Consider the following 23,778-nt stretch of genomic DNA (forward strand, 5'->3'; position numbering starts at 1 on the left):
GCATCACGGTTCCAGCAGGACGGTTCCAAGCAGCACGGCTCCGGCCAGCGCCGCTTCCGCGCCTGATCTCCGCCCTATGACGGCCACCCCCTTATACCCATCTCATTGAGGGGTATGCACCGCACCCGCCCAATGTTTTCCCAAGCCCCGGCCCGCACTGTAGTTGCGCGGGGCAACGACAAGCGCAGCCAGCTTCCGCAAGGCCAGGATTCGCGGTGCAGAAACCGCGGGGGAAGACCCTGGGAAAGCTCGAATACGGGGCCAGCAGGCCATACTTTTTTGCCCCGAAGGAGGCGCGTACCCATGCCAGATGAAACTGCAACCACAAACGAAGTGCCGACAAACACAGTGTCCCGCCGCAATATCTTGCGGCTCAGTGCGGCCGGAGGCGCGGGCGCCGCCCTCGTCGCCGCCCAGGGCTGGGCTGGACCGCTGCTCGCGCAGAAAGGACTCCTTTCGCCCGACGGGGCGTTCGCCGCTTCGTCCACCGCCCTCGGTGATCTGCTGTTCTACATCGAGAAATTTCCCACCAGCCCGCTGATCCTGACGCCGTTCAAGGACCAGCTGCCCGTCCCCAAGGCCCTTGCCCCTACGCCGGCCGTGGGCGACGAATTCTTCAAGGGCTATACCGAGTGGAACGATCCGCCCGGCCCTGGCGAGGGCCAGCAGAGTTCCTTCAAGAATGAACGGCACCAGATCTGGCCAAACCAGATCGGCTCGTCCGACCCGCTGGTGTACAAGATCGATCTGCTGCTTCGGCAGCACGCGTTCACGACTTCCCAGGTGCTGCCCATCGACGCCAACGGCCGCCCCACGATCTCCTTTGACGAAAAGCGCAAGACGTACCCTGCCGGCACCAAGCGGACCCTTCCCCTGAGCACGATCTACGGTTTCAACGGAACCTTCCCCGGCCCAATGATCAACGCCGAGTACGGCAAGCCTGTGCTGGTCCGGTTCGAGAACCATCTGGATGAGAATCCGCTGAACCTGGACCGCCAGGACTTCGGCTCGCCCGACTGGTCCTTCCTGACCCACCTGCATAACGGCCACACTGCTCCGGAGAGCGACGGCAACCCGCACTACACCATGGTGAGCGGACCTAAATACGAGGGGTATTTGCCGCAGACCTTCTGCGACAACCTGTACCTGAACTGGCCGGCCGGCAATGACGACCGGGAAAAGCAGAGCTTCTTCTGGTTCCACGACCACCGGATGGACCACACGGGGTCCAACGTTTACAAGGGCATGGTGGGCCTGTACCCCATCTATGACCCGAAGAACGGCATGGACATGGGCGATGAGCGCCAGGGCCTGCGGCTCCCGGGTGTCCGCAAGGACAACCCGGACGGGTCCTTCGACGTCGACTACGATATCCCGCTGGCCTTCTACGACTGCCGCCTAGATGACGGTGTCACGACGCATCAGGACATCCACGACATACAGAAGGAGTTCCCGGACTCCAAAAACCCCGCCAAGCACCCCGAATGGTGGGGCAAGACGTTCTACAAGCACTTCCCCAACCACGGGTTCGTGGGCGACATCTTCACTGTGAACGGCACCGCCAACCCTGTGTTGGAGGTGAAGCGGCGCAAGTACCGCTTCCGCTTCCTGGACGCGTCCATTGCCAGGATCTACGAGTTCAAGCTGATGAGTTCGACAAAAGGTCCCAAGACAGCCGTGTCCCTGGGCTACACAGGCGACGAGCTGGAGGGCCAGTACCGCATCCCGGACGCCCAGCAGTGCATGCAGTTCACCCAGATCGCGTCCGACGGCGGGCTGCTGCCATTCCCGATCAAGCGTGATTCCTTCGAGCTGTGGCCGGCCAAGCGCCGCGAGGTGGTTGTCGACTTCAGCCGGTACCAGGACGGCACGCCCACCACCAAGGGCGACGTCATCTACCTGACCAACGTGATGAAGATGCCCAACGGCCGGATGTGGACCAACTCGTCCCGGTTCTCGCCCGACCCCGCCTACAAAGTCCCGGTCCTGAAGTTCGTCATCGGCGACGACGCTCCGGACGACAGCCAGATCCCCGTGAAAATGCGCGACCTTCCGCCGTTGCCCGGCAACTGGCAGACCATGCTGGACAACCGGCTGATCTTCGAGGTGGAGCGCGGTTCCGGCGGGGGCGAAACCGAATGGCTCATCAACGGCAAGCCCTTCATCCCCAATACGGTGGCCACCAGCCTCAAGAACCGCGCAGGACGGTCACCGCTCGCCCAGCAGAAGAAGGGCAGCTACAACCTTTGGGAAATCCGCAACGGCGGCGGCGGCTGGGTCCACCCCTTCCACCTGCACATGGAGGAACACCGGACGGTCATGCGCAACGGCCGGGACGTGACGCGCGGCGGCGACAAGGGCCATCCGGACGATGTGTCACGTGAGGATCTGGTGGCCCTGGATCCCGGGGAGTCGGTGATCATCTACCGCGGGTTCCGGGACTTCGTGGGACCGTATGTGGCGCACTGCCACAACCTGGCGCACGAGGACCACGCCATGATGTTCGGCTGGGAAATCACGCCATGACTGCGGTACCCGCGGGCACCGCCAGCTGGAGCGGCAGCGCGACCGGCGCCTTGGCGCCGGCCCGCCCCGCGGTCCCGTGGCTCACGGTCATCCCGCTGGCGGCGATGATGGCCTACGCCGACGGCTTCTGGATGGTGTCGCTCAGGGGCGCCGTGGGTGCCATCGAGCGCACCCAGGAGCCCTTTGCGAGCTGGCTCCGGGAGTCAACCGTGCTGCTCCCGGTGTTTGTCGTGGCTGTGATCGCGGCCGTGACCCTGGCGCTGCGGTGGTTCGGGCCGGTGCTGGCGGGCAGGAAGGCCTTCCTCGCTACGGCCCTGCTGGTTGCAGCGGCCGGAACCCTGGCCGGGACGGTCACGCTGGCCGCCAGTGAAGCCTGGGACTATGCCCTGCAGCACGACCTCATGGGCACCCTGCACCATGCGTCCTCCATCCAGTCGGCGGAGCAGCTCGACCAGGCGTCGCTGGGGTTGCAGCTAGCCGCCTTTGGCTATGGCGTCTGCCTGCTCGTGGTCACCAACCTCGTGGTAACCGGGTGGACGGTGGCCATCCGGGGCGGGCGACTGGACGTCAGCCGGCAGCAGAAGGCGACGCCCGGGCGCACCATGCGCCGGGTGCGGGCACGCCGTGCCCGGACAGGCGCCACGGACCTCAGCGCCATGGACCTCAGACAGATGCTGGCGGCGGTGGCACTGTTCGGCTGCGCCGCCATCCACCTCGCAGTCATACCGGACCACATGGATCATTGGCCGGTCGCCAGCGCCTTCTTCCTTGCACTGGCGATGGCGGAGATAGCCTGCGGTGTCCTGCTGCTGGGACGGGCGGGGCTTAGCGTCCTTGTTGCCGTCGCGGCCGCCGCCGTGGTTCCGCTGGCACTCTGGGTCTGGTCCCGCACGTCCGGGCTGCCGTTCGGCCCCAACTCCAACGTGCCCGAGCCTGTGGGCCTGGCCGATGTGGCCGCGGGCCTCCTCGAGCTGGGCACCCTGGTGATCGCCGTCGTCCTGCTCCGCGCCAGGCGCGGGGGTACCGTCCGGCGGGCAGGTCGGACGGCGACGTCGGCCCACCTCCGCGCACTGGCCGTGGTGGGGGCAATCGCCGTTGGCTTCCTGGGCGTGGCCGGAGCGGTACCAGGCTGGTTGGGTGAACTGCCAAGCTCAGGGGACGTCACCCACAGCAGCACGCATTAGGAGCACTCTTCAACTCAATGCCCGACGACGGCGGTCCCCGGTGTGGGGCCGCCGTCGCTGTTGCGGCAAACAGTCCCGGTAACAAGAAATTTACATTCCTGAAACCCACCGCAGATGGCGGTGCCCTATGTTTTGGGGACAAACGGCATTCGTCCGGGTCTCAGCAAAATGCCACCACCGATTTCTTGAGTGGAGTTCGAAATGAACGCTGGAGATGTTGCCTGGATCCTCGCAAGTTCTGCACTGGTATGCATGATGATTCCCGCCCTGGCCCTCTTCTACGGAGGCATGGTGGGGTCGCGCCGGATCCTGAACATGATGATGATGTGCTTCGGCGGGGCCAGCCTCGTGGCCGTGCTGTGGGCACTCTTTGGATACTCGATGGCCTTTGGCAACTCAGTGAACGGCCTGGGCCTGATCGGGGACATCACGCAGTATGCAGGCCTCGAGCCGATGCTGACAGACAACCCCGATGCCTCCCTGCCCGCGGCGCTGTTCACGGCCTTCCAGCTGTTCTTCGCCTGTGTCACCACCGCGCTCGTTGCCGGCGCGGCCGCCGGGCGGATGAAGTTTGGCGCCTGGATGGTGTTCGCCGGGATATGGGCCACGCTGGTCTACTTCCCCATCGCGCACTGGGTGTTCGCGTTCAATTCGGCGGACGGCTCGGTGACCGGCGGGTGGATTGCCAACGGCATCAAGGCCATCGACTTCGCCGGCGGAACAGCGGTGCATATGAACGCCGGTGCCGCCGCGCTCGCCCTGGCGCTGGTCCTGGGCCGCAGCTCCGGCTGGCCCAAGATGGAGCATTCCAAGCCCCACAGCCGTCCCTTGGTGCTGGTGGGCGCCGGCCTGCTGTGGGTCGGCTGGTTCGGCTTCAACGCCGGCTCCGCGCTGACCGCCGGCCATTCGGCGTCGGTGGTGTTCCTCAACACGGCCGTGGCGGCCGCCGCTGGCCTGCTCGCCTGGGCTCTCGTGGAACGGATCCGGCACGGCGCCACCACCAGTCTGGGCGCAGCCTCGGGGCTGGTTTCCGCGCTCGTGGCCATCACCCCGGCCTGCGGTGCGGTCAGCCCGCTCGGTGCCGTGGCCATCGGCGCCATCGCCGGTGCTGTCTGCTCGCTGGCGATCGAATGGAAGTTCCGCCTCGGCTTCGATGACTCACTCGACGTGGTGGGCGTGCACCTCGTGGGCGGCATCATCGGCACGCTCCTGATTGGCATCTTCGCCACGGACAGCGCGCCCAACGGCGTCAGCGGCCTGCTGTACGGCGGCGGTCTGACGCAGTTGGGCATCCAGTCGCTCGCCACCGTTGCCGTGCTGGTCTACTCCTTCGGCCTGACCTGGGTGATCGCCAAGGTGGTGGACATGGCCATGGGCCTGCGCATCCACGAAGAGGACGAACTGCGCGGCATCGACATCGCCGCCCACTCCGAGTTCGCCTACCTGACGGACGAAGATCCCGTGAACCTTGGCTCCGCGCCCCGGTCCTGAGCCGGTCCCCCGGCAAGGACAGCCAGGTCCTTCGTGAACGCCAGCGGACCTATGGTTTCGGGGTCGGCGGCGAGGTCGAACTGCGCCGTGTACCCGGTGTTCAGGTACAGGTGCTTGGCCTCCGGCTGGCGCGGGCCCGTGGTGAGGTACACGCTGCGGTACCCGCGCTCCGCGGCCAGCCGCTCCAGTTCCGCCAGCACCCGCCGCGCCAGGCCCCGCCGCCGGTGCGCCGAGTGCGTCCAGATCCGCTTGAACTCGGCGGTTTCCGCGTCGTAGCGGCGGTAAGCCCCGCCGGCCACGGACTCGCCGTTCTCCTGGATGATCAGCAGGGCGCCACCCGGTGCTTCGAATTCCTCGGCCGGATACCTGTTCAGTTCCTCCGCCGCCGCGCCCCGGCCGAACAGGTCGCCGTAGCGGGTGTCATACTCGACGGCGAGCTCGTCCAGGAGCGGGCGGACCCGGGGATCGTGCATGGGCAGTTCGAGGACGGTGAGAGCTGGAATAGACACGGCAGTAAGGATCCTTCTGGCCAGGGCGTCGTTCTCCCGGAACGGCGCCGCGTTGGTGCCGGGACGGGCAAACGCGCCCGCTCCCCAGCCGGAGGTCCCCGGGCCGATGCCGAACAGGCGGCTCCGGGTGTCACCGCTGCGGCCCACGATCCGGTGGCCCGAGGTGACGAGGAGGCGGCCGGTGGAGTGGGCGCCGTCCGACGTGAGCAGGTGCTGCTCCGCTCCCAGGCCCGCGCCGTGCAGCGAACGGAGCAGCGGGTTGGCGGAACGGGCCACGGCGGGACCGGGCAGCCGCGCCTCGATGAAGGCCTTCGCCCGCACGCTCACTGGTGACTGCGCCGACGTCGCCACGAACTCGCCGGTGGCGTCGTCGGCGGCCACTGACAGTCCCGGTCCCAGGAAGTGCAGCAGCCCGGCGCGGTGGACGGCCAGCATCTCACGCAGCCGGCGGGGCGGCGGACCGGAATCCACGAAGCTGAAGAACCCGTGCCACCAGCCGTGCACTTCCTCCTGCGAGCGCGCGTTCAGCCGTTCGGGCGGGACAATCCTACCCAGTTCCATGTACACCTTCAGCAGTGCCATGAACAGTGCCAGCGTTTCCGGGTGGTCCGGTCCCGTCCGCAGTTCGAGGTCACGCTCGATGTAGGCGGCCACCGCCTCCTGTACGTCATCGTGGCCGGAAAAGATCTGCCCGCCGAACGGCCGGTCCAGCCGTTCGAGGTCCAGGTGCAGCCCGGCGTCCGGCACTGCCGCGGCGACGAGCTCATGCCGCGCGCTGCTGTACCAGTCCAGGGCTGCAAACCGCACGGCAAACTCGTCCCAGCCGAGCGCAACGCGTTCCGGGCTGCCGGTGAACAGCTCCCGGTAGTAGCCGTAGCCGGCGTCCTTCGCGATCAGGGGCCAGAGGTGGGCGCGGAAATCCAGTTCAGCGTGCTCCGCCAAGAGCGCGCCGACGGTGTCGGCGGTGAAGAAGCGGGGCGCGCCCGCCTGCTCGCCGCGCAGTGCCACGGAGATTTTGGAGTGGAACGGCACACCGCGGCGCGACCCGGCCCAGAGCCTGGGTTCGGCCCCGGACGGAAGGTAGCGCAGCCCGCCGTCGGACGTCTCTTCAAAGCGCCCGCCGCGGCCTTCGGTGAGCAGCACCAGCAGGTCCACGAAGGCCAGTCCCATGCCGGAGACGATGACGTCCTGTCCGGGGGCGATGGGGGAATAGTCGACGTCGGTGGTGTAGCTGGGTGCTGCATGGAACCCGCCGTGCCGGGCCGCGAAATCGGTCCAGGCGGCGGAGCGGGGGTCCGGCTCCGCGTCGGTGTGCCCCAGGGCGGTAACCACGACGTCGGCGTGCAGCGTGCCGCCGCCGGCCAGCCGCACGCTGTACCCCCCGTCGTCGGACTTCCGGTCCACGTAATTGCCACCGTCGCGCGGTTCGACGCTGAGCGCGGTGTCGCGGTGGACGGTGACGCGGACGTCGCTGCCCAGGGCCCGGACGGCGCGGCGGAAGAACCACTCAAGGTACTTGCCCTGCAACTGCCGCGTGGCAAAGGAGCTGTCTGTCAGCGAGCGCAGCTGTTCCTGCAGGTGCGGCGGGATGGCGGGCACGTCGGTGATGGAACCGTCCCGGACTCCTGCAGCCCACGCGGCCAGTCCTGGCCCGTCGATGGGGGGCCCGTCGCACAGCACCGAGGAGTCGGTGAACATCGTGACGTCCGCCGCGGTGGAATTCATCATGAGGCCGGGCTCCTGGTCGAAGCGCCAGATCCTGCCGGAACCGGGTTCGTGCGGCTCCACGATGTGGATCTGCACCGGGCCGTCCGTGAGCCGGGGCCTGTTGGCCGCGAGCCGTTCGAGGATGCCGGCCGTGCGCGGGCCACCGCCGATGAAGACTACGGATGGGTGCTGCGCTGGCATCGGAACTCCTGGTGAGAAAGGGCCGCTTAGAAAGGGGTTGGGCCCTCAATCTAAGGTCTGGACAAACCCCCGGTCGAGGGCCCTGTCACGCCCGTTCACCCCGCGTAACGGCGGGTAAATCAGCGCAAGAATTCGTCTCATGACGCCCCGCTAAGCCGCGTGAACGATTGCAACGGAGCGCTTTGCCGGACCTCCCGGGCGCACCTAGATTTGCAGCCAACTACCCCGAATGACCGACCGGAAGAAGCGAGATGGCGCATGAGTTCAGCAGCAACCAGGACGTCACAATCCACACCTGAGGCACAGTCCACACGCGACGCACCGTCCCCGTCTGATGCGCCGGCCCTGTCTGATGCGCCGGCCGCCCCCGACACTCCGGCTGCCGGGACACCGTCTCCAACGGAGCCGGTCCGTCCCGCCGGGCTGCGTGCCGCCGTCGACTACGCCGACTACCGGCTGGTCCCTGCCCGCCGCCCGTGGCGCTGGGTGGGCACCGTGCTGGTGGCACTCGGGGTGGCTGCCGTGGCGTGGTCCCTGGCAACGAACCCGCGTTGGGAATGGGGCGTGGTGGCCCAGTGGTTCACCGCCAAGTCCGTGGTGAACGGCCTGGTGGAGACCCTCAAGCTCACGGCAATCTCCGGGGTCCTCGGCTTCATCCTGGGCTTCATCCTCGCCCTGATGCGGCTGTCCGCCTCGCCGCTGCTGGTTTCCGTGTCCTGGACGTTCTCGTGGATCTTCCGGTCCACGCCGCTGCTGGTCCAGATGCTCCTCTGGTACAACCTGGGCTACCTCTACGAGAAGATCAGCCTCGGCATCCCGTTCACGGACATCCGGTTCTTCGAGGCGCAGACCACCACCCTGATCAGCCAGTTCGCGGCCGCCGTGCTCGGCCTGACGCTGAACCAGGCCGCCTACTCTGCCGAGATCATCCGCGGCGGCATTCTGTCCGTGGACCAGGGCCAGCTCGAGGCGGCAGCCGCCCTGGGCATCCCCGCCTGGCGCAGGTCCACCCGGATCGTGCTGCCGCAGGCCATGCGCGCCATCCTGCCCACGGCCTTCAACGAGATCATCGGACTGGTCAAGGGCACCTCGATCGTCTACGTCCTGGCCTACTCGGAGCTCTTCTACACCGTACAGGTCATCTACAACCGCACCCAGCAGGTCCTGCCGCTGCTGCTCGTGGCCACGCTCTGGTACGTGGTGATCACCTCCGTGCTCAGCGTGTTCCAGTACTACATCGAACGCCACTACTCCAAGGGCGCCGTGCGCACCCTGCCCCTCACGCCGCTGCAGAAGGCCCGGAAGTTCTTGGCCACCCACGCCCCGGTTAACACCGCAGGAAGGAAATGATTCGGATGAGCACAACACTTGAGGCCCCCGCCGCCACGCGCGGGCTGGTGGAAATCACCAAGGTCCGGAAGACCTTTGGCCCCACCGAAGTCCTGAAGGGCATTTCCCTGACGGTGGAGCCCGGCGGTGTGGCCGTCATCGTCGGCCCCTCGGGTTCCGGGAAGTCCACCCTGCTGCGGACCATCAACCACCTGGAAAAGGTGGATGCCGGGTTCATCGCCATCGACGGCGAGCTGGTGGGCTACCGGGTCAAAGGGAACAAGCTGCACGAGCTTCCCGAGAGGGACATCCTGAAGCAGCGCACCGAAATCGGCATGGTGTTCCAGAACTTCAACCTGTTCCCGCACCTCACGGCGCTGGAGAACGTGACCGAGGCACCCGTCGTCGCCCCGCGCCCCGGAAAACCTCGACGGTCCCAGGCCGAGGCCCGCGCGCGCGGCCTGGAACTCCTGGACCGGGTCGGCCTGCGGGACCGCGCCGATGCTTACCCCCGCCAGCTCTCCGGCGGCCAGCAGCAGCGCGTCGCCATTGCCCGGGCCCTGGCACTGGACCCGAAGATCCTGCTCTTCGACGAGCCCACCTCCGCCCTTGACCCCGAGCTGGTCAACGAGGTGCTGGACGTGATCCGCGAGCTGGCCAAATCGGGCACCACCCTGATCATCGTCACCCACGAGATGGGCTTTGCCCGCGACGTGGCCGACACCGTGGTGTTCATGGACCAGGGCCAGATCGTTGAACAGGGCAAACCCCAGGACATTTTCACCAACCCGCAGGAAGAACGCACCAGGAGCTTCTTCTCCAAGGTGATCGAGCCCGCCTTCAATATCTAAGGAAAAACCGCATGTCTCGCTTCTCCCGGCGGCAGCTGCCCGCCGTCGTTCTTCTCGGTACGCTGCTGAGCACCGGGGCCCTGTCCGCCTGCTCCGATCCCGGCGCCGCCGCCTCCGGCGGTTCAGCCGGCGCCGCATCGGGTGCGGCGACGACGGCGGCCCGCAACGGCGTCGTCTACAACACGTCACCGGCCCAGCAGCGGATCCACGCCGAAAAGGACGCCGCGCTGGCCGCGAAGGTACCGGCGCTGATCGGCAAGGACGGCAAGCTCACGGTGGCCACCACTGCCGCCTCCATCCCGCTGTCCTTCCATGCCACGGACGACAAGACGCCCATCGGCTCCGAGCTGGACATCGCCCAGCTGGTGGCAGACAAGCTGGGCCTGGAGCTCGACGTCCAGGTCACCTCCTGGGAGAACTGGCCGCTGAAAACCCAGTCCGGCGACTTCGAGGCCGTGTTTTCCAACGTGGGCATCAACAAGGACCGGGTGAAGCTGTTCGACTTCGCCAGCTACCGGGCGGCGTACATGGGCTTCGAGGCGAAGAAGTCATCGTCCTACAACATCGAGGGCGCCGACGACATCTCCGGCCTGAAGGTTTCCGTGGGCTCGGGCACCAACCAGGAGAAGATCCTGCTGGCCTGGAACAAGGAGCTTGAGGCCAGGGGCAAGGAGCCCGCCAGCCTGCAGTACTACTCCTCCGACGCCGACACCATCCTGGCGCTGTCCTCCGGCCGGACCGACCTGAACATCGCACCCTACCCCTCGACGGTCTACCGGGAAAACACCCGCGACGACCTCAAGATCGTCGGCAAGGTCAACGCCGGCTGGCCGTCCGAGACCCTGGTGGCCGCCACCACGCTTAAGGGCAACGGCCTGGCACCGGTGATCACCGAGGCACTGAACTCCGCCATCAAGGACGGCTCCTACGCCAGGGTGCTGGCCCGCTGGGGGCTGTCCGAGGAGGCCTTGCCGGAATCCAAGACCGTGACCGAGGCCAACTTCGCGGGCACACAGGCGGGTGCTGCGAAATGAAGTTCCAGGTCCTGGACATCATTCCGCACCTGAAGAACCCGGTCACCGGGGAGATCGTCTCCACCGCCGACCGGCTGAACCAGGTGGTGCAGACCGCACGGCGCGCCGAGGAGCTCGGCTATGACAGCTTCTCCGTCGGTGAGCGGCACGCCGGGGAGTTCATCTCGTCCTCCCCCACCACGGTGCTTGCCGCCATCGCCGCCGTCACCTCCCGGATCCGGCTGCAGAGCGGGGTCACCGTCCTGTCCGTCCTGGATCCGGTGCGCGTGGCCGAGGACTACGCCACGATCGACCAGCTCAGCCGCGGACGGCTGGAACTGGTGATCGGCAAGGGCAACGAGGTGCTGCAGTACCCGCTCTTCGGCCTGGACCTGGCGGACCAGTGGGGCCTGCTGGAGGAGAAGTACGCCCTGCTACGCCGGCTCTGGCGCGAGGAGGACGTCACGTGGTCCGGCCGCTTCCGTCCGGCGCTGCCCGACAAAACCACCACCACGCCCCGCCCCTACGCCGGTTCTCCGCGGATTTGGCACGGGTCTGCTACAACGCTGACGTCGGCGGCGCTGGCCGCGCGCTGGGGCGACCCGCTGTTCACCGCGAACGCCATCCAGCCGCGGGAAAACTACAAGGTGCTCATCGACCACTACGTGGCGGAGTACGAGCGGCACGGCCACGATCCGCGGCACCGCTACGTGGGTTCAGGCAGCGGGGCCGGCGGTGTCTTCATTGCCGACACCACGCAGGAGGCAAAGCGCCAGTACGGTCCGGTGTACGAGGGCCTCGCGGCTGCACGCAATGTTCCCGGCAACAACTCGCCGTTCCGGGACATCGACCACGCGGTGGCGGAGGGCCCGGCACTCGTCGGAAGCCCGGAACAGGTGATCGACAAGATCCTCAGCTACCACGAGCTGTACGGGCACAGCCTGCAGTCCATCTCGCTGCCCACCACCCTGCCCTTCGAGCAGCAGCTGGACATCCTGGAACGGTTCGCGCTCGAGGTGGTCCCGGCCGTGCGCGCATCAGCCCCCACCACCCTCTGGGAGTCCGCGGATCCCTTTGGCGGCCGTCCCGGTTTTGCGGGAGCCACCCAACCGGACGCCGCCTCCGCCGTCACCACCGACCACGACAACCACAGGAGCGACATTGCCTACGTCTACGCACACTGAACCGGATCTCGACAGGCCCGATCAACAGGATGCGGCCGCCTTCGCCGCCGCATGGGAGCAGTGGCACGCCGCGCACGAGCGCCGCCGCGCCGACCCCCACGGCTTCCTCGCCGTCACCCACCTGCACTGGCTGGGTGCGGAACCCTCCCGGCTCGAGGGCGTTCCGGGCATCTGGAGCGTGCAGGACGACGCCGTCACCGTAGTTTTGGAGGCCGGCGAAAGCTTGCTGCGGGACGGCCGGGAGCTGACAGCCGACGGCGTCACCGCCGTCGTCTTCGATCCCATCGCCGAGCGTGAGGGCATCATCCTCACTGCGGGTCCCGCCGTCGTCGAACTCGCCAAGCGCGGCGGGGAATACATCGTCCGGCCGCGGCACCCGGAAAACCCGCTGCTCAACGAGTACCGCGGCACGCCGGCCTACGCGCCGGACCAGCGCTTCGCCGTCGAGGGCGTGTACGTGCCGTTCGAGTCGCCCCGGCCCACCACAGTAGGGGCCGCGGTCGAGGGCATCGTGCACGTGTACGAGGCACCCGGCGAGATCCGGTTCGAGCTGGACGGCCGGAACCTCACCCTCACGGCTTTCAACGGCCACGCGCCGGGCACCCTGTCCGTGCTGTTCACGGACGCGACGTCCGGCAAGACCACGTACGCGGCGAACCGCTCGCTCACGGTGGGCGCACCGGACGCGGACGGCCGCGTGACCCTGGACTTCAACCGCGCCGTGAACCTTCCGTGCGCCTACACCGACCTCGCCACCTGCCCGCTGCCGCCGGCCGAAAACCGCCTGCCGGTGGCCATCGAAGCGGGCGAACAGATCCCCCACGAAAGGCAGGCCGGACAGTGAGCACTGCAGCCACCCCCTCTACTGGTTTCCTCGCGCTCGAACTGGACGGCGACGGCGGGCACCCCGCCGCCTGGCGCAAGGCCCGGCACACCCCCGCCGAGCTGCTGGACGGAACGCGGGTCCGCGCCACCGTGCTGGCCGCCGAATCGGCCGGGTTCCACGTGGCCACGTTCGCGGACGGACCGCTGACGCCTGCGGCCGATTCGGCGGACGGCCGCGATATCCCTGGCCGGCTGAACGCCCTCCAGCGCGCGGCATTTGCCGGCCCGGTCACCGCTTCCATCGTGCTGGTCCCCGAGGTGGACACCGTCTACACGGAGCCGTTCCACATCTCAACGCAGCTGGCCAGCCTGGACTACGTGTCCGGCGGCCGCGCCGGCTGGCTGGTGGCTGCCTCGGACCAGGCGGCTGACGCTGCCGCCGTCGGACGTTCTTTAGTCCCTGCTGACGGGCTGGGCCGGGAGGCCGCCGATTCGATCGAGGTCGGCCGCCGGCTCTGGGATTCCTGGGAGGACGACGCCGTGATCCGCGACGTCGCCACCGGCCGGTACATCGACGCCGACAAGCTGCACTACGTCGATTTTGAAGGCGGCGCCGGCTACTCGGTCAAAGGGCCGTCCATCATCCCCCGTCCCCTGCAGGGCCAGCTGCCGGTCCTCGCACCGGCCGGCCTGCTGGGCGCCGACCAGCTGTCCGCCGGGGCGGCGGACGCCGTGCTCGTCTCAGCGCCCACGCCCGGGCTGCTTGCCGGCGAGATCGCCGAGGCCCGCGCTGCCGCTCCCGCCGCGGCCGTCATCGCCGAGCTCGACGTCGTCCTTGACGCACGCGGGCAAAGCGCCGCCGGGCGCCTCGCCGAGCTGGATGCACATACTCCCTGGCAGAGCAGCCGCGCCCGTTTCATTGGCACCGCAGCGGAGCTCACTGAACTGCTGGCCTCTGTTTTGGAGACTGCCGACGGCGTGCGCCTCCACCCCGCGGTCCTGGACGTGGACCTGGAGGAGCTGGCCCAGCTGGTGCTTCCTGCCCTCCGGCGCCGCGGCGTGCTGGCACCGCAGCAGCCCGGTGCCACCTTCCGGGACCTGCTGGGCCTGCCGCGGCCCACCAGCCGGTATGCCGCCGTATCCGCGCCCGCCGCGGCCGAGAACTAGGGAGAAACCCATGACAGACACACACATCGGCAACGGCTTCGTGCCCTCCGGCAAGCTCCAGCTCGGCATCTTCTTCCAGGGCGTGAACTCGGGTACGGTCTGGAAGTCGCCGGAATCCGGATCACAGACCGACTTCGAGTCCTTCCGCCGCATCGCCCAGACCGCGGAGCGGGGCCTGTTCGCCGCGTTCTTCCTCGGTGAGGGACTGCGGCTCCGCGAGCACCTCGGCCGCCCGCACGCGCTGGACGTCGTAGGCCGGCCTGACGCGCAGACCATGCTGGCCGCCCTGGCTGCCGTGACCACCCGCATCGGCCTGGTGGCCACGCAGAACACCACGTACAACGACCCCGCTGATCTGGCACACCGGCTGTCCAGCCTGGACCTGCTCTCCGGCGGCCGTGCGGCCTGGAACGTGGTCACCACGGACAACGCCTGGACCGGCGCGAACTTCCGCCGGGGCGGCTACCTGGACCACGCCGACCGGTACGTCCACGCCGAAGCGTTCGTCACCACGGCCAAGCGGATCTGGGACTCTTGGGAGGACGGCGCCATCGCTGAAACGCCCGCCGCCCCCGCCTGGGCCGCACCCGGTTCAGCCCGGCCGGTGCACCACCAGGGCAAGCACTACACGGTGGACTACGTGCCCCGGCTGCCGCGCAGCGCCCAGTACCGGCCGGTGCTGTTCCAGGCGGGCGACTCGCCGGAGGGACGCGACTTCGCTGCCCGGCAGGCCGACGTCATCTTCTCCGCCCACCCGAGGCTCGACGATGCCCTCGACTTCCGCCGCGACATCGTCGGGCGCACGGTCAGGGCCGGCCGCGGCGCGAACGACGTCAAGATCATGCCCGCGAGCGAATTCATCCTCGCCGCCACCCCGCAGGAAGCACTCGAGAAGAAGGACTGGGTGCGGAGCCTGCAGATCGGCCCCGAGCAGGCCATCGCGTATCTCGAACAGTTCTGGGGCCGCGAGCTTCAGGGCTTCGATCCCGACGGGCCCCTGCCGGACATCGACCCCGTGGTGGAGGAGACCTCCGAGACCCGCGGCAGCGGTTTCCACGGCGCCAAGGCCAAGCAGCTGGCGGACCAGTGGCGCGCCGAAGCAATGGACAAGGGCCTCAGCATCCGGCAGTTCGTCTCCGCCCGGACCAGCCGCGGGGACTCCAGCTTCACGGGTTCCTACACCGAGGTGGCGGACCGCCTGGCGGAGTATGCCCACACCGGCGCCGTGGACGGCTTCAACATCTCGCCGTGGCTGATCCCCACCGGCCTGGACGACATCGTCAACCACCTCGTCCCGGCGCTGCAGGAACGTGGCGTCTATCCGACGGAGTACGCCGGAGCCACGCTGCGGGAGAACCTCGGCCTGGCCACGCCGGTCCGGCAGGACGCCGACACGGTCCGGCTCCAGCTGACCGTCGGGGAGCAGCTCCTTTAACCCGGTCGGTTGCTCCGTAGGTGCCCTTTTCACCCTCCGAAAGGGCACCTACGGAGCAACCGATGAGAGTTTTTGTGATTGCGTCAGCCCTCCGGACGGAAGCACTCGATGAAGTGTTCCACCAGTTGCTCACCCCCGCCGGCGCGGCTGACCACGGACAGCTCAACAAGATCCACCCGTCTGCGCAGTTCCCGCCAGACAATGCTGCTGCCCGGATGCTGCCTGGCTGAGCTCTCCGGCACCAGGGTCACGCCCAGCCCGCACTCGACCATCGCGAGCTGCGAATGGATGGAGTTGGCATAGTGGTGTGCCTCGGGGCTGAACCCTGCCTGGCGGCACGCCGCCACGAGCTCGTCGTGATAGTCGGGCGAGATGTGCCGCGGCAGCCACACCCACGGGTCGTCCCGGAAGTCAGCCAGGCTGACGGGTTCCGGGCCGGATTTCCCGCCACCGGCCAGCCGGTGGTCCTTCGGCATGGCCACCACGAAGTGGTCCCGGCGGAGCGGCAGCGATTTCAGCTGCCGCCCGGTGACCGACTGCCGGATCACCGCCACATCCAATTCGCGGCGCATCAACGCATCCCGGCCGTGGTGGGAGTCGATCTCCGAAACCTGCAGGTCCACCTGCGGCCGTGACTCCCGGAACCGGCGCAGAACATCAGGCAGCAGTTCGCTGAACGCCGAGGTGACGGCACCCAGCCGGAGGGTCCCGGACCTGCCGGAGCTCGCCAGCTCAGCAACTTCCCGGGCACGCTCAGAGGCACCCACCAGGATCCGGCACTGCTCGAGGAACACATGACCGGCTTCCGTGAGCAGCACGCTGCGGCTGGAGCGGTTGAGCAGTGTGGCGCCCAGCTGGCGCTCCAGCTGGAGTATGGCCTGGCTCAATGGCGGCTGCGACATCTTAAGCCGGTCCGCGGCACGGCCGAAGTGGAGCTCCTCGGCCACGGCAATGAAGTACCGGGCCTGGCGTACCTCCACCATCAAATCAAGTCGCCCTTCGTCTCACAGCGAGTCAAAACTAGACCTTCACTATATCAACGGGATGGCCTGTACTGGATGCATGACTTCCCAAAACACCCAGCTCCTCAGCGGTTACGCGGAGCTTGATTCCGCCGCCGTCTCCGACGCGCTCGATGCCCTCGGCCTGCCGCCCGGGCAGGCCGGCTTTCTGCCGGTCTGGGGCCATCCCAAGATCGTCGGCTTCGCTGTGACCGTCCAGCTCGAGCCGTATGTGCCCGGCCCTTCCGGCGCCCACATCGGCTCAGCCGCGGTCGCCGCCGCGTCCGATGAGAACGTCATCGTGGTGAACAACGAAGGGCGCACCGACGTCTCCTGCTGGGGCGGGCTCCTGAGCCTGGGCGCAGCCCTGAACGGCGTCCGCGGCGTAGTAGCCGACGGCGCCTGCCGCGATGTCAACGAAGCCCGCGAAATGAGCTTTCCTGTCTTCGCCAAGGGACGCATCCCGGCCACCGCCCGGGGCCGGCTGCAGCAGCGCTCCACCGGCGAACCGGTCCAGCTCGGCAGCGTCACCGTTACCCCCGGCGATGTCGTGTTCGCCGACGAGACCGGCGTCGTCGTCGTGCCCCGCGCCTACGCCGAAGAAGTGCTGGAAAAGGCCCAGGCCGTGGCCGAGCGGGAGCGCGGCATCGCCGCGGACCTGCGCGCCGGCGTCGCACTCCATGAAGCCATGCGTGACGCGCGCCTGGCCGGAACCACCGAAGGACACTGATGAACACCACCACCTCAGACATCGCCGCACGCCTCAAGGCGATCCCCACCGCGTCCATTTCAGATGCCATGGATTCCCTCGGCATCCACGGCACCCTGCACGGCCTCGCTCCGCTGACCTACGACTTCCGCATCGGCGGGCCGGCCTTCACCGTCCAGTACGAACCCGCAGGCTCCGAACGCGGCAGCGTCGGCGACTTCCTGGACGACGTCCCGCCGGGCGCCGTCGTGCTCATCGACAACCACGCCCGCACCGACGTCACCGTCTGGGGCGGCATCATGACCGAAATCGCGGCCGCCCGCGGCATCGGCGGCACTGTCATCAACGGCGTCTGCCGCGACCTGAACGCTGCCCTCCGGCAGAACTATCCGCTGTTCAGCCGCGGCCGGTTCATGCGCACCGGCAAGGACCGCGTGCGGCTCGTCGCCGTCAACGCCCCGGTGACCATCAACGACGTCGAAATCTCCCCGCTGGACATTATTTGCGGAGATGCCGACGGCGCCCTGGCGGTTCCGGCGTCACGTGCCGAAGAGATCGCTGAGATCGCCGAACGCATCGAAGGCGTCGAGGCCAGGATCATCGAGGCCGTCAAGGCAGGATCCACCCTGGTCCAGGCCCGCGCAGACCTCGGCTACCACGACCTCCAGTGGAGGAAAGCATGAGCGCCGCAGCCGGCGGACACTCCGCGGCCACACTGTACGAAGCCGCCAAGCTGCCCTGCGCCTGCGATCCGGGCCTCCGCGCCGCCTGGGCCGGGGCAAAAGTCGCCGGGCCCGCGTTCACCGTCCGGGGCATCGGCGGGGACAACCTCGCCCTCCACAACGCCGTCCTGGCCGCACCCGCCGGCAGCGTCCTCGTTGTCGACCTGCAGGGTGCGGCCTACGGCCACTGGGGTGAAGTGCTCGCAGTCGCCGCGCAGCACCGTGGAATTCTTGGGCTGGTAGTCGACGGCGGCGTCCGCGACTCCGAGGAAATGGCCGCCATGAACTTTCCCGTCTTCTCCCGGCACGTCACCGTCGTCGGGACCGTCAAGGACTACCCAGGCGACATGCGCTCCCCCGTCCGCGTGGGCGGCGTCGTGGTCCACACCGGCGACCTGGTCGTCGGTGATGCGGACGGAGTCGTCGTCCTGCCCCAGGACTCCGCAGCCGCCATCATCAGCCGCGCCGACCAGCGCGTCGCCGACGAGCAACGGATCATCGCCGACATCAGGGCCGGCAAAACCACGCTCGAACTGTACGGCCTGAAGACTGAGGGGAGCTGGTGATGTCCGCCAGCCATGCCGTGGAACGCATCATCAGCAGCAGCCGCCGGCCCAAGACCCTCGGTGCCGGCAAACCCGGCGCCATCTCCCTGGCCATGGGCGAACCGGACTCCGGCACCCCGGCAGCCGTCGTCGAAGCGGCCATCACCGCCCTGTCCCGGGGCCGGACCCGCTACGCACCGATGGCCGGCTCCCCCGAACTGCAGCACGCCCTCGCCAGGCACACAACCGCCAAATACGGCCGGCCCACAATGTCCGAGGAGATCGTGCTCACCCATGGCGGCAGCGGCGGGCTCGCAGCAACCATGCTTGCCCTGGTCAACCCCGGGGACAGGATTCTGATCCCCGAACCGACCTACTCCCTCTACGCCGACCATGCAGCCATGATCGGGGCCGAGGTCATCTGGGTCCCCAACCTCGCCGACGGCTCACTGGACCTGGACACCCTCCGCCACGAGGCAGCCACGGCCAGGATGATCATCCTCTGCAATCCCGGAAACCCAACCGGCCGCGTCTACCCCGACAGCGACCTCCATCGGCTCGAGCAGCTCCTCCAGGACAACCCCAACTTGCTGCTGCTGGCCGATGAAGCCTATGCGGACATCACCTTTGACGGCGGTGCCTTCACCTCAGCCATGACGCTGGCAAACGTCCGGGACCAGGTGGTCTGCTGCAGCACGTTCTCCAAGACCTACGCCATGACCGGCTGGCGGCTGGGGCATGTGGTGGCCCCCGCGGAACTGGCCAGCCGGATCAACACCATTCACCGCACCCTCAACGGTCCCCTGAGCACGTTCATCCAGGACGCGGCATTCACTGCCCTTCAGATTCCCGACGCCGACCTTCAGGCCGCTGCACTGTCCTACCAGCAGCGGCGGGACATCGTGGTCGAGTTCCTTACCGGGCTGGCCGGCGTCGAAATGCTCACGCCCCAGGGCGCGTTCTACGCCTTCCCCAGGATCACCTCATCCCTGACCTCTGACGAGATGGCCGCGCGTTTTGCCGAGGCCGGCGTCCTGGTCCGGTCCGGCAGCGAGTTCGGGCCCTCCGGCGAGGGCCACATACGCATCTCCTTCGCCACCGACGTCGACAGCCTCAAAGAAGGGCTCGTGCGTTTCGCGTCGACAGTCCGGGACATGACGCGCGCGGACGCGCGAACCAACTGAAAGGAATACCTTGACCATCCACGCAGGCCTGACCCGGCACTGGCTGCCGCTGAGCATCGACGGGACCGGGGTGCGCCTGTCCTGCATCAGCCGCGAAGGCACCGGGCTCCCGATCGTGTTCCTGCACGGCTTCGGCTCCACCAAGGAGGATTACGCCGACGTCGCACTGCATCCTGCCTTCGCCGGCCGGCCCGTCTTCGCCTATGACGCGCCGGGCTGCGGTGAGTCAGAATGCGCCGACCTGGACAGGATCTCCATCCCCTTCCTGGTCAAAACGGCCCTGGCGGCACTCGCCGAGCAGGGCATCGACCGGTTCGACCTGGTGGGTCACTCGATGGGCGGACTGACCTCCCTGATGCTCGCCCATCAACACCCGGAACGCGTGGCAAGCTTCACCGACATCGAGGGAAACGTCGCACCGGAGGACTGCTTCCTGAGCCGCCAGATTTTCCTGCACCCGCATGAGGACCCGGAGCAGTTCCTGGAGGACTTCATCGCCCGGAACTGGGCAGCGCCGTTCTACTCCAGCCCACTGTATGCCACGAGTGTCCGCTACAAGGTACGCGCCCGGGCCGTCCGGGGAATCTTTGAATCCATGGTGGACCTCTCAGACAACGCAGACCTGATGGAGAAGTTCCTCTCCCTGCCGTTCCCGCGGATGTTCATGTACGGCGAGCAGAACAACACTCTGAGTTACCTGCCGCACCTGGCCGCCAACGGCGTGGAGCTGGCCGAAATCCCCAACAGCGGACACTTCCCGATGTACTCCAACGCCCCGGAAATGTGGCGCAGGATTGCCGCCTTCCAGGCACGGGCCATGAACCCGCACCTGCAACGGAGACCGCGCGCGCCTGACCCTACCCCTTCCGGCACAAGGATGTGCCGGCCCAAACCCTTCGGAGAAAACTGAATGAAAGCACCCCAACACGACCGCGCCGACGAACTGGAAAACGAGCGGGAACTCACCGGCGACGTCAGCAGCGCCGTGCGCGACTTTGCCAGCGAAGAGCAGGGTTACCACAAGACACTCAAACCCCGGCAAATTCAAATGATTGCCATCGGCGGCGCCATCGGCACCGGCCTGTTCATGGGAGCCGGCGCCCGGCTCCACAACAGCGGCCCGGCGCTCATCCTTGTCTACGCGGTCTGCGGGTTCTTTGGCTTCCTGATCCTCCGCGCCCTCGGCGAACTCGTCCTTCACCGGCCCTCGTCCGGTTCCTTCGTCTCCTACGCGCGCGAGTTCTACGGGGAGAAGATGGCGTTCGCCGCGGGGTGGCTGTATTTCCTGAACTGGGCCATGACCTCCATCGTCGACGTCACTGCGGCCGCCCTCTACCTGAAGTTCTGGGCACAGTACTGGGAACCCCTGCAGGCAGTTCCGCAATGGGCCCTTGCCCTGATCGCGCTGGTCGTCGTGCTCGCCCTGAACCTGGTGTCCGTCAAGCTCTTCGGTGAGATGGAGTTCTGGTTCGCGCTGGTCAAAATCCTCGCCCTCGTAGGGTTTCTGGTCATCGGCGTCGTCTTCATCCTCACTGGTTCGGCCACCGATGCCGGCCCGGCCGGATTCAGCGTCATCGCCGACAACGGCGGGATTTTTCCGGCCGGAGGCATCGCACCGCTCCTGGCGGCAAGCGGCGTGATCTTCGCCTACGCCGGCATCGAACTGATCGGCACGGCCGCCGGCGAAACCGCAAAACCCGCCGAGACCATGCCAAAAGCCATTAACACCGTGGTGCTGCGGATCGCTGTGTTCTACGTCGGGTCGGTCCTCCTGCTCTCCCTGCTTCTACCCTTCACTTCCTACAAGGCCGGTGAATCGCCGTTCGTGACGTTCTTCTCCCACCTGGGCAACCCCGACGCCGGTGTCGCGTCCGCGTCGGTGATGAACTTCGTCGTCCTGACCGCCGCGCTTTCAAGCCTCAATGCAGGGCTGTACTCCACCGGGCGGATCCTGCGGTCCATGGCGCTGAACGGTTCGGCCCCTGGCTTCACCGCCCGGATGAGCGCCAACGGTGTCCCCTACGGGGGAATTCTCCTCACCACCGTGCTGACCCTGCTCGGTGTAGGACTCAACGCACTGGCCCCGTCGCAGGCTTTTGAAATCGTCCTGGAAGTATCCGCGCTCGGCATCATCGGCTGCTGGGCCACCATCATCCTGTGCCAGATGAAGCTGCACCGGCAGGCCCGGGAAGGCAGGCTGGTCCGGCCAGCCTTCCGGCTCTTCGGCACCCCGTTCACAGCCTGGCTGACCCTGGCCTTTTTGGGCTTCGTCCTGGCATCGATGGGGTTCTCCGAAACCGGCCGGTGGGTCCTGGCATCGCTTCTGATCGTGATTCCGCTCCTGATCGCGGGCTGGTTTTCCGCGCGCAAGGGGATCCACGCCGCTGCCCGGGAACGGCAGGGCTACACCGGCAGCTTCCCGGTGGTGACAAACCAGCCGGAACGCTAGGGCCAATAACCCTGTAAATTCCCGGCCGTATGCACGGGGACGGGCAGCCAACCAGCCGCCCGTCCCCGTGCAGTTTTAAAGCGTCAGTCCCTGCGCCCTTCGCCGTAGAGGTAAATGGACATCAGGTGGTCTTCAGACCGGCGCAGATACTCCAACAGCATGTCACCGGCTCCGCGGAAATCCCCCGCCGACAGGGCTTCGGCAATCAATTCGTTCTCCTGCAAGTACCGCGTATAGAAGGCAACGTCCACGGTTTCCTTGTGGAAGAACAGGCGCATTTCGGCCAGGACCTGCTGCATCAGGCTGTTCAGCCGGTCGCTTTCGGCCATTTCCACAATGGCCCCATGGAACCGCTGGTTGGCGGTTGCGAGGGCGTTGAGATCCCCGGATGCTGCTGCTGCCCGGCCCTCTTCGACTGCCTGGCCGACAGCGGCAATTCTTTCCGCTGTTCCCCCGTTGCGTGCCGCGCTGACCTCGACAGTGCGCCGCACGACGTAAAAGTCCCGCAGATCTGCCGGGCCAGGAGATGCGACGAAGACCCCGCGACTGGGAAGCCGAACCACCAGACGCTCCGAGCTCAACTCAGCAAATGCTTCTCGGAGGGTATTCCGGGACACCCCGAGGCTCTTGGTCAACCCTGGTTCGCTAAGGCGCTCCCCCGGCTTGAGCCGGCCCTTCGTGAGCTGCCGCCGAAGCTCTGCTGCCACTTTCGCTGCAACGGCGGTGCTGGCTGTCTTTTCGGGTACGCCCGCACCCGGTTCCGCCCCAGGGTCGACTTCCGCGGTCTTCAGCAATTCCATACCCAGAATCTACACTTCCTCGCCGCCAGCGTCCATCAATCGTTGAACGAATTTAAGAAATCTGGAAAAAATCGTAGAACGATTCTGGTTTTTGGGGCATGATTGTGTGAACACCTCGTGAGATAGGGATCACAGCCATGAACACCATCGATTTGAACAGCGACGTCGGCGAATCCTTCGGCCGGTGGGAACTCGGCGATGACGCCGCAATGTTCCGTTCCGTTTCAAGCGCCAACGTCGCCTGTGGCTTCCACGCCGGGGACCCTTCCGTCCTGCGCGCCACCTGCGCCGCCGCCGCAGCCAGCGGCGTCCAGGTCGGCGCCCACCCCGGATACCGCGACCTGGCCAACTTTGGACGGCGCTTCCTGGATGTTGATCCGATCCAGCTGACGGATGAGATCATCTACCAGGTCGGCGCCCTCCAGGCCATCGCCAAGACGGCCGGAACCAGCGTCACCTACGTCAAACCGCACGGTGCACTGGGCAACGCAATCGTCCACCACGCCGCGCATGCGCAGGCCGTTGTAGACGCCGTGAAGGCCGTCGACGCCACGCTGCCCATCCTGGCCATGCCCAACTCAGAGATCCTGACACGGGCAGAGGCCGCCGGCCTCCGGGGTGTCCCCGAGGCGTTCGCCGACCGTGCCTACACCGCCGACGGCCGCCTGGCGCCCCGGTCCCTTCCCGGGTCCGTACTGCACGATGCCGACGAGGTCGCAGAACGCGTCGTCCGCATGGTCACAGAAGGAAAGATCACCACTCTCGACGGCGTGGACATCGACGTCTCCCCCGAGAGTATCTGCGTCCACGGCGACACAGCAGGGGCCGTCACCATGGCCAGCCGTGTCCGTAAAGCGCTCGAATCAGCAGGAATCGTCATCAGGAGTTTCGTCTAACAGCCGAAACACCTCTCGCACATCAACCCACTCCCCCTCATCATTTGGAG

The 23,778-nt window shown here is 67.2% G+C and carries 20 protein-coding genes and 1 pseudogene; 17 read left to right on the top strand and 4 right to left on the bottom strand.

The features are described from left to right. The first annotated feature begins 303 nt into the window (after positions 1 to 303). The 3 genes from ARGLB_RS19480 (at position 304) to ARGLB_RS19490 (ending at position 5,201) form a co-directional block, all read left to right on the top strand. Positions 304 to 2,526 carry a multicopper oxidase family protein gene (locus ARGLB_RS19480; RefSeq protein WP_003805769.1) on the top strand — a complete coding sequence of 741 codons (2,223 nt, stop codon included), beginning with the start codon at positions 304 to 306 and terminating at the stop codon, positions 2,524 to 2,526. Further along, positions 2,523 to 3,710 carry a hypothetical protein gene (locus tag ARGLB_RS22535; RefSeq protein ID WP_003805770.1) on the top strand — a complete coding sequence of 396 codons (1,188 nt, stop codon included), beginning with the start codon at positions 2,523 to 2,525 and terminating at the stop codon, positions 3,708 to 3,710. Before ARGLB_RS19480 ends, ARGLB_RS22535 begins: the two co-directional genes overlap by 4 nt. Before the next feature lie 201 nt (positions 3,711 to 3,911). Beyond that, on the top strand, positions 3,912 to 5,201 hold the full coding sequence (locus ARGLB_RS19490) for an ammonium transporter (protein WP_003805771.1): 1,290 nt from the start codon (positions 3,912 to 3,914) through the stop codon (positions 5,199 to 5,201). Here the strand turns inward: ARGLB_RS19490 and ARGLB_RS23735 are convergent. Both ARGLB_RS23735 and ARGLB_RS19495 read right to left on the bottom strand, forming a co-directional pair. Further along, positions 5,150 to 5,674 carry a GNAT family N-acetyltransferase gene (locus tag ARGLB_RS23735; protein ID WP_175305030.1) on the bottom strand — a complete coding sequence of 175 codons (525 nt, stop codon included), beginning with the start codon at positions 5,672 to 5,674 and terminating at the stop codon, positions 5,150 to 5,152. The two genes, ARGLB_RS19490 and ARGLB_RS23735, sit on opposite strands and share 52 nt — an antisense overlap. 30 nt (positions 5,675 to 5,704) lie before the next feature. Further along, a pseudogene (locus tag ARGLB_RS19495) lies at positions 5,705 to 7,618 on the bottom strand (FAD/NAD(P)-binding protein); the annotation flags it as partial. 258 nt (positions 7,619 to 7,876) lie between these two features. Here ARGLB_RS19495 and ARGLB_RS19500 point away from each other — a divergent pair. Genes ARGLB_RS19500 through ARGLB_RS19530 form a run of 7 tightly spaced genes read left to right on the top strand, consistent with a single transcriptional unit; the run spans position 7,877 to position 15,422 of the window. Next, positions 7,877 to 8,968 carry an amino acid ABC transporter permease gene (locus ARGLB_RS19500; RefSeq protein ID WP_003805773.1) on the top strand — a complete coding sequence of 364 codons (1,092 nt, stop codon included), beginning with the start codon at positions 7,877 to 7,879 and terminating at the stop codon, positions 8,966 to 8,968. Positions 8,969 to 8,973: 5 nt separating this feature from the next. Then, complete coding sequence (locus ARGLB_RS19505) at positions 8,974 to 9,798, top strand: amino acid ABC transporter ATP-binding protein (protein ID WP_043419906.1); 825 nt, start codon at positions 8,974 to 8,976, stop codon at positions 9,796 to 9,798. Positions 9,799 to 9,809: 11 nt separating this feature from the next. Next, a complete protein-coding gene (locus ARGLB_RS19510; RefSeq protein WP_003805776.1) occupies positions 9,810 to 10,832 on the top strand; it encodes an ABC transporter substrate-binding protein in 1,023 nt (340 codons plus the stop codon). Further along, positions 10,829 to 11,995 (top strand): LLM class flavin-dependent oxidoreductase, encoded by a 1,167-nt coding sequence (locus ARGLB_RS19515; RefSeq protein ID WP_003805777.1) that lies wholly within the window; start codon positions 10,829 to 10,831, stop codon positions 11,993 to 11,995. Before ARGLB_RS19510 ends, ARGLB_RS19515 begins: the two co-directional genes overlap by 4 nt. Next, positions 11,973 to 12,839: a DUF1684 domain-containing protein gene (locus ARGLB_RS19520; RefSeq protein ID WP_003805778.1), complete on the top strand. Its 867-nt coding sequence runs from the start codon at positions 11,973 to 11,975 to the stop codon at positions 12,837 to 12,839. The genes ARGLB_RS19515 and ARGLB_RS19520 overlap by 23 nt, the downstream gene beginning before the upstream one ends. Then, positions 12,836 to 13,987, top strand: a complete 1,152-nt coding sequence (locus ARGLB_RS19525; protein ID WP_003805779.1) for an LLM class flavin-dependent oxidoreductase — start codon at positions 12,836 to 12,838, stop codon at positions 13,985 to 13,987. Before ARGLB_RS19520 ends, ARGLB_RS19525 begins: the two co-directional genes overlap by 4 nt. A 10-nt stretch (positions 13,988 to 13,997) precedes the next feature. Continuing rightward, the gene (locus tag ARGLB_RS19530; protein WP_003805780.1) at positions 13,998 to 15,422 is read left to right on the top strand and encodes an NtaA/DmoA family FMN-dependent monooxygenase; all 1,425 of its coding nucleotides are present in this window, start codon (positions 13,998 to 14,000) and stop codon (positions 15,420 to 15,422) included. A gap of 83 nt (positions 15,423 to 15,505) precedes the next feature. Here the strand turns inward: ARGLB_RS19530 and ARGLB_RS19535 are convergent, their stop codons facing one another. Beyond that, positions 15,506 to 16,405 (bottom strand): LysR substrate-binding domain-containing protein, encoded by a 900-nt coding sequence (locus tag ARGLB_RS19535; protein ID WP_003805781.1) that lies wholly within the window; start codon positions 16,403 to 16,405, stop codon positions 15,506 to 15,508. Between the two features lie 79 nt (positions 16,406 to 16,484). On the opposite strand from ARGLB_RS19535, the gene ARGLB_RS19540 reads away from it, so the two are divergent. The 6 genes from ARGLB_RS19540 to ARGLB_RS19565 are packed head-to-tail and all read left to right on the top strand — an operon-like array spanning position 16,485 to position 22,032. Further along, positions 16,485 to 17,153, top strand: a complete 669-nt coding sequence (locus ARGLB_RS19540) for an RraA family protein (protein ID WP_003805782.1) — start codon at positions 16,485 to 16,487, stop codon at positions 17,151 to 17,153. Then, positions 17,153 to 17,815: an RraA family protein gene (locus tag ARGLB_RS19545; protein WP_003805784.1), complete on the top strand. Its 663-nt coding sequence runs from the start codon at positions 17,153 to 17,155 to the stop codon at positions 17,813 to 17,815. The genes ARGLB_RS19540 and ARGLB_RS19545 overlap by 1 nt, the downstream gene beginning before the upstream one ends. Beyond that, positions 17,812 to 18,420: an RraA family protein gene (locus ARGLB_RS19550; protein WP_003805785.1), complete on the top strand. Its 609-nt coding sequence runs from the start codon at positions 17,812 to 17,814 to the stop codon at positions 18,418 to 18,420. The genes ARGLB_RS19545 and ARGLB_RS19550 overlap by 4 nt, the downstream gene beginning before the upstream one ends. Further along, entirely contained in the window at positions 18,420 to 19,583 is a 1,164-nt protein-coding gene (locus ARGLB_RS19555; protein ID WP_003805786.1) for a pyridoxal phosphate-dependent aminotransferase, read from the top strand. Before ARGLB_RS19550 ends, ARGLB_RS19555 begins: the two co-directional genes overlap by 1 nt. 10 nt (positions 19,584 to 19,593) lie before the next feature. Then, positions 19,594 to 20,493, top strand: coding sequence for an alpha/beta fold hydrolase (locus ARGLB_RS19560; protein ID WP_003805787.1), 900 nt, complete (start codon positions 19,594 to 19,596; stop codon positions 20,491 to 20,493). Next, a complete protein-coding gene (locus tag ARGLB_RS19565; protein ID WP_003805788.1) occupies positions 20,494 to 22,032 on the top strand; it encodes an amino acid permease in 1,539 nt (512 codons plus the stop codon). A gap of 83 nt (positions 22,033 to 22,115) precedes the next feature. Here the strand turns inward: ARGLB_RS19565 and ARGLB_RS19570 are convergent, their stop codons facing one another. Continuing rightward, positions 22,116 to 22,832 carry a GntR family transcriptional regulator gene (locus tag ARGLB_RS19570; protein WP_003805789.1) on the bottom strand — a complete coding sequence of 239 codons (717 nt, stop codon included), beginning with the start codon at positions 22,830 to 22,832 and terminating at the stop codon, positions 22,116 to 22,118. A gap of 137 nt (positions 22,833 to 22,969) precedes the next feature. Between ARGLB_RS19570 and ARGLB_RS19575 the strand changes: the two genes are divergently transcribed. Continuing rightward, complete coding sequence (locus tag ARGLB_RS19575; protein WP_003805790.1) at positions 22,970 to 23,728, top strand: LamB/YcsF family protein; 759 nt, start codon at positions 22,970 to 22,972, stop codon at positions 23,726 to 23,728. Positions 23,729 to 23,778: the final 50 nt, after the last annotated feature.

Origin of the sequence: Arthrobacter globiformis NBRC 12137, from assembly GCF_000238915.1 — a bacterium.
Lineage (GTDB): Bacteria > Actinomycetota > Actinomycetes > Actinomycetales > Micrococcaceae > Arthrobacter > Arthrobacter globiformis.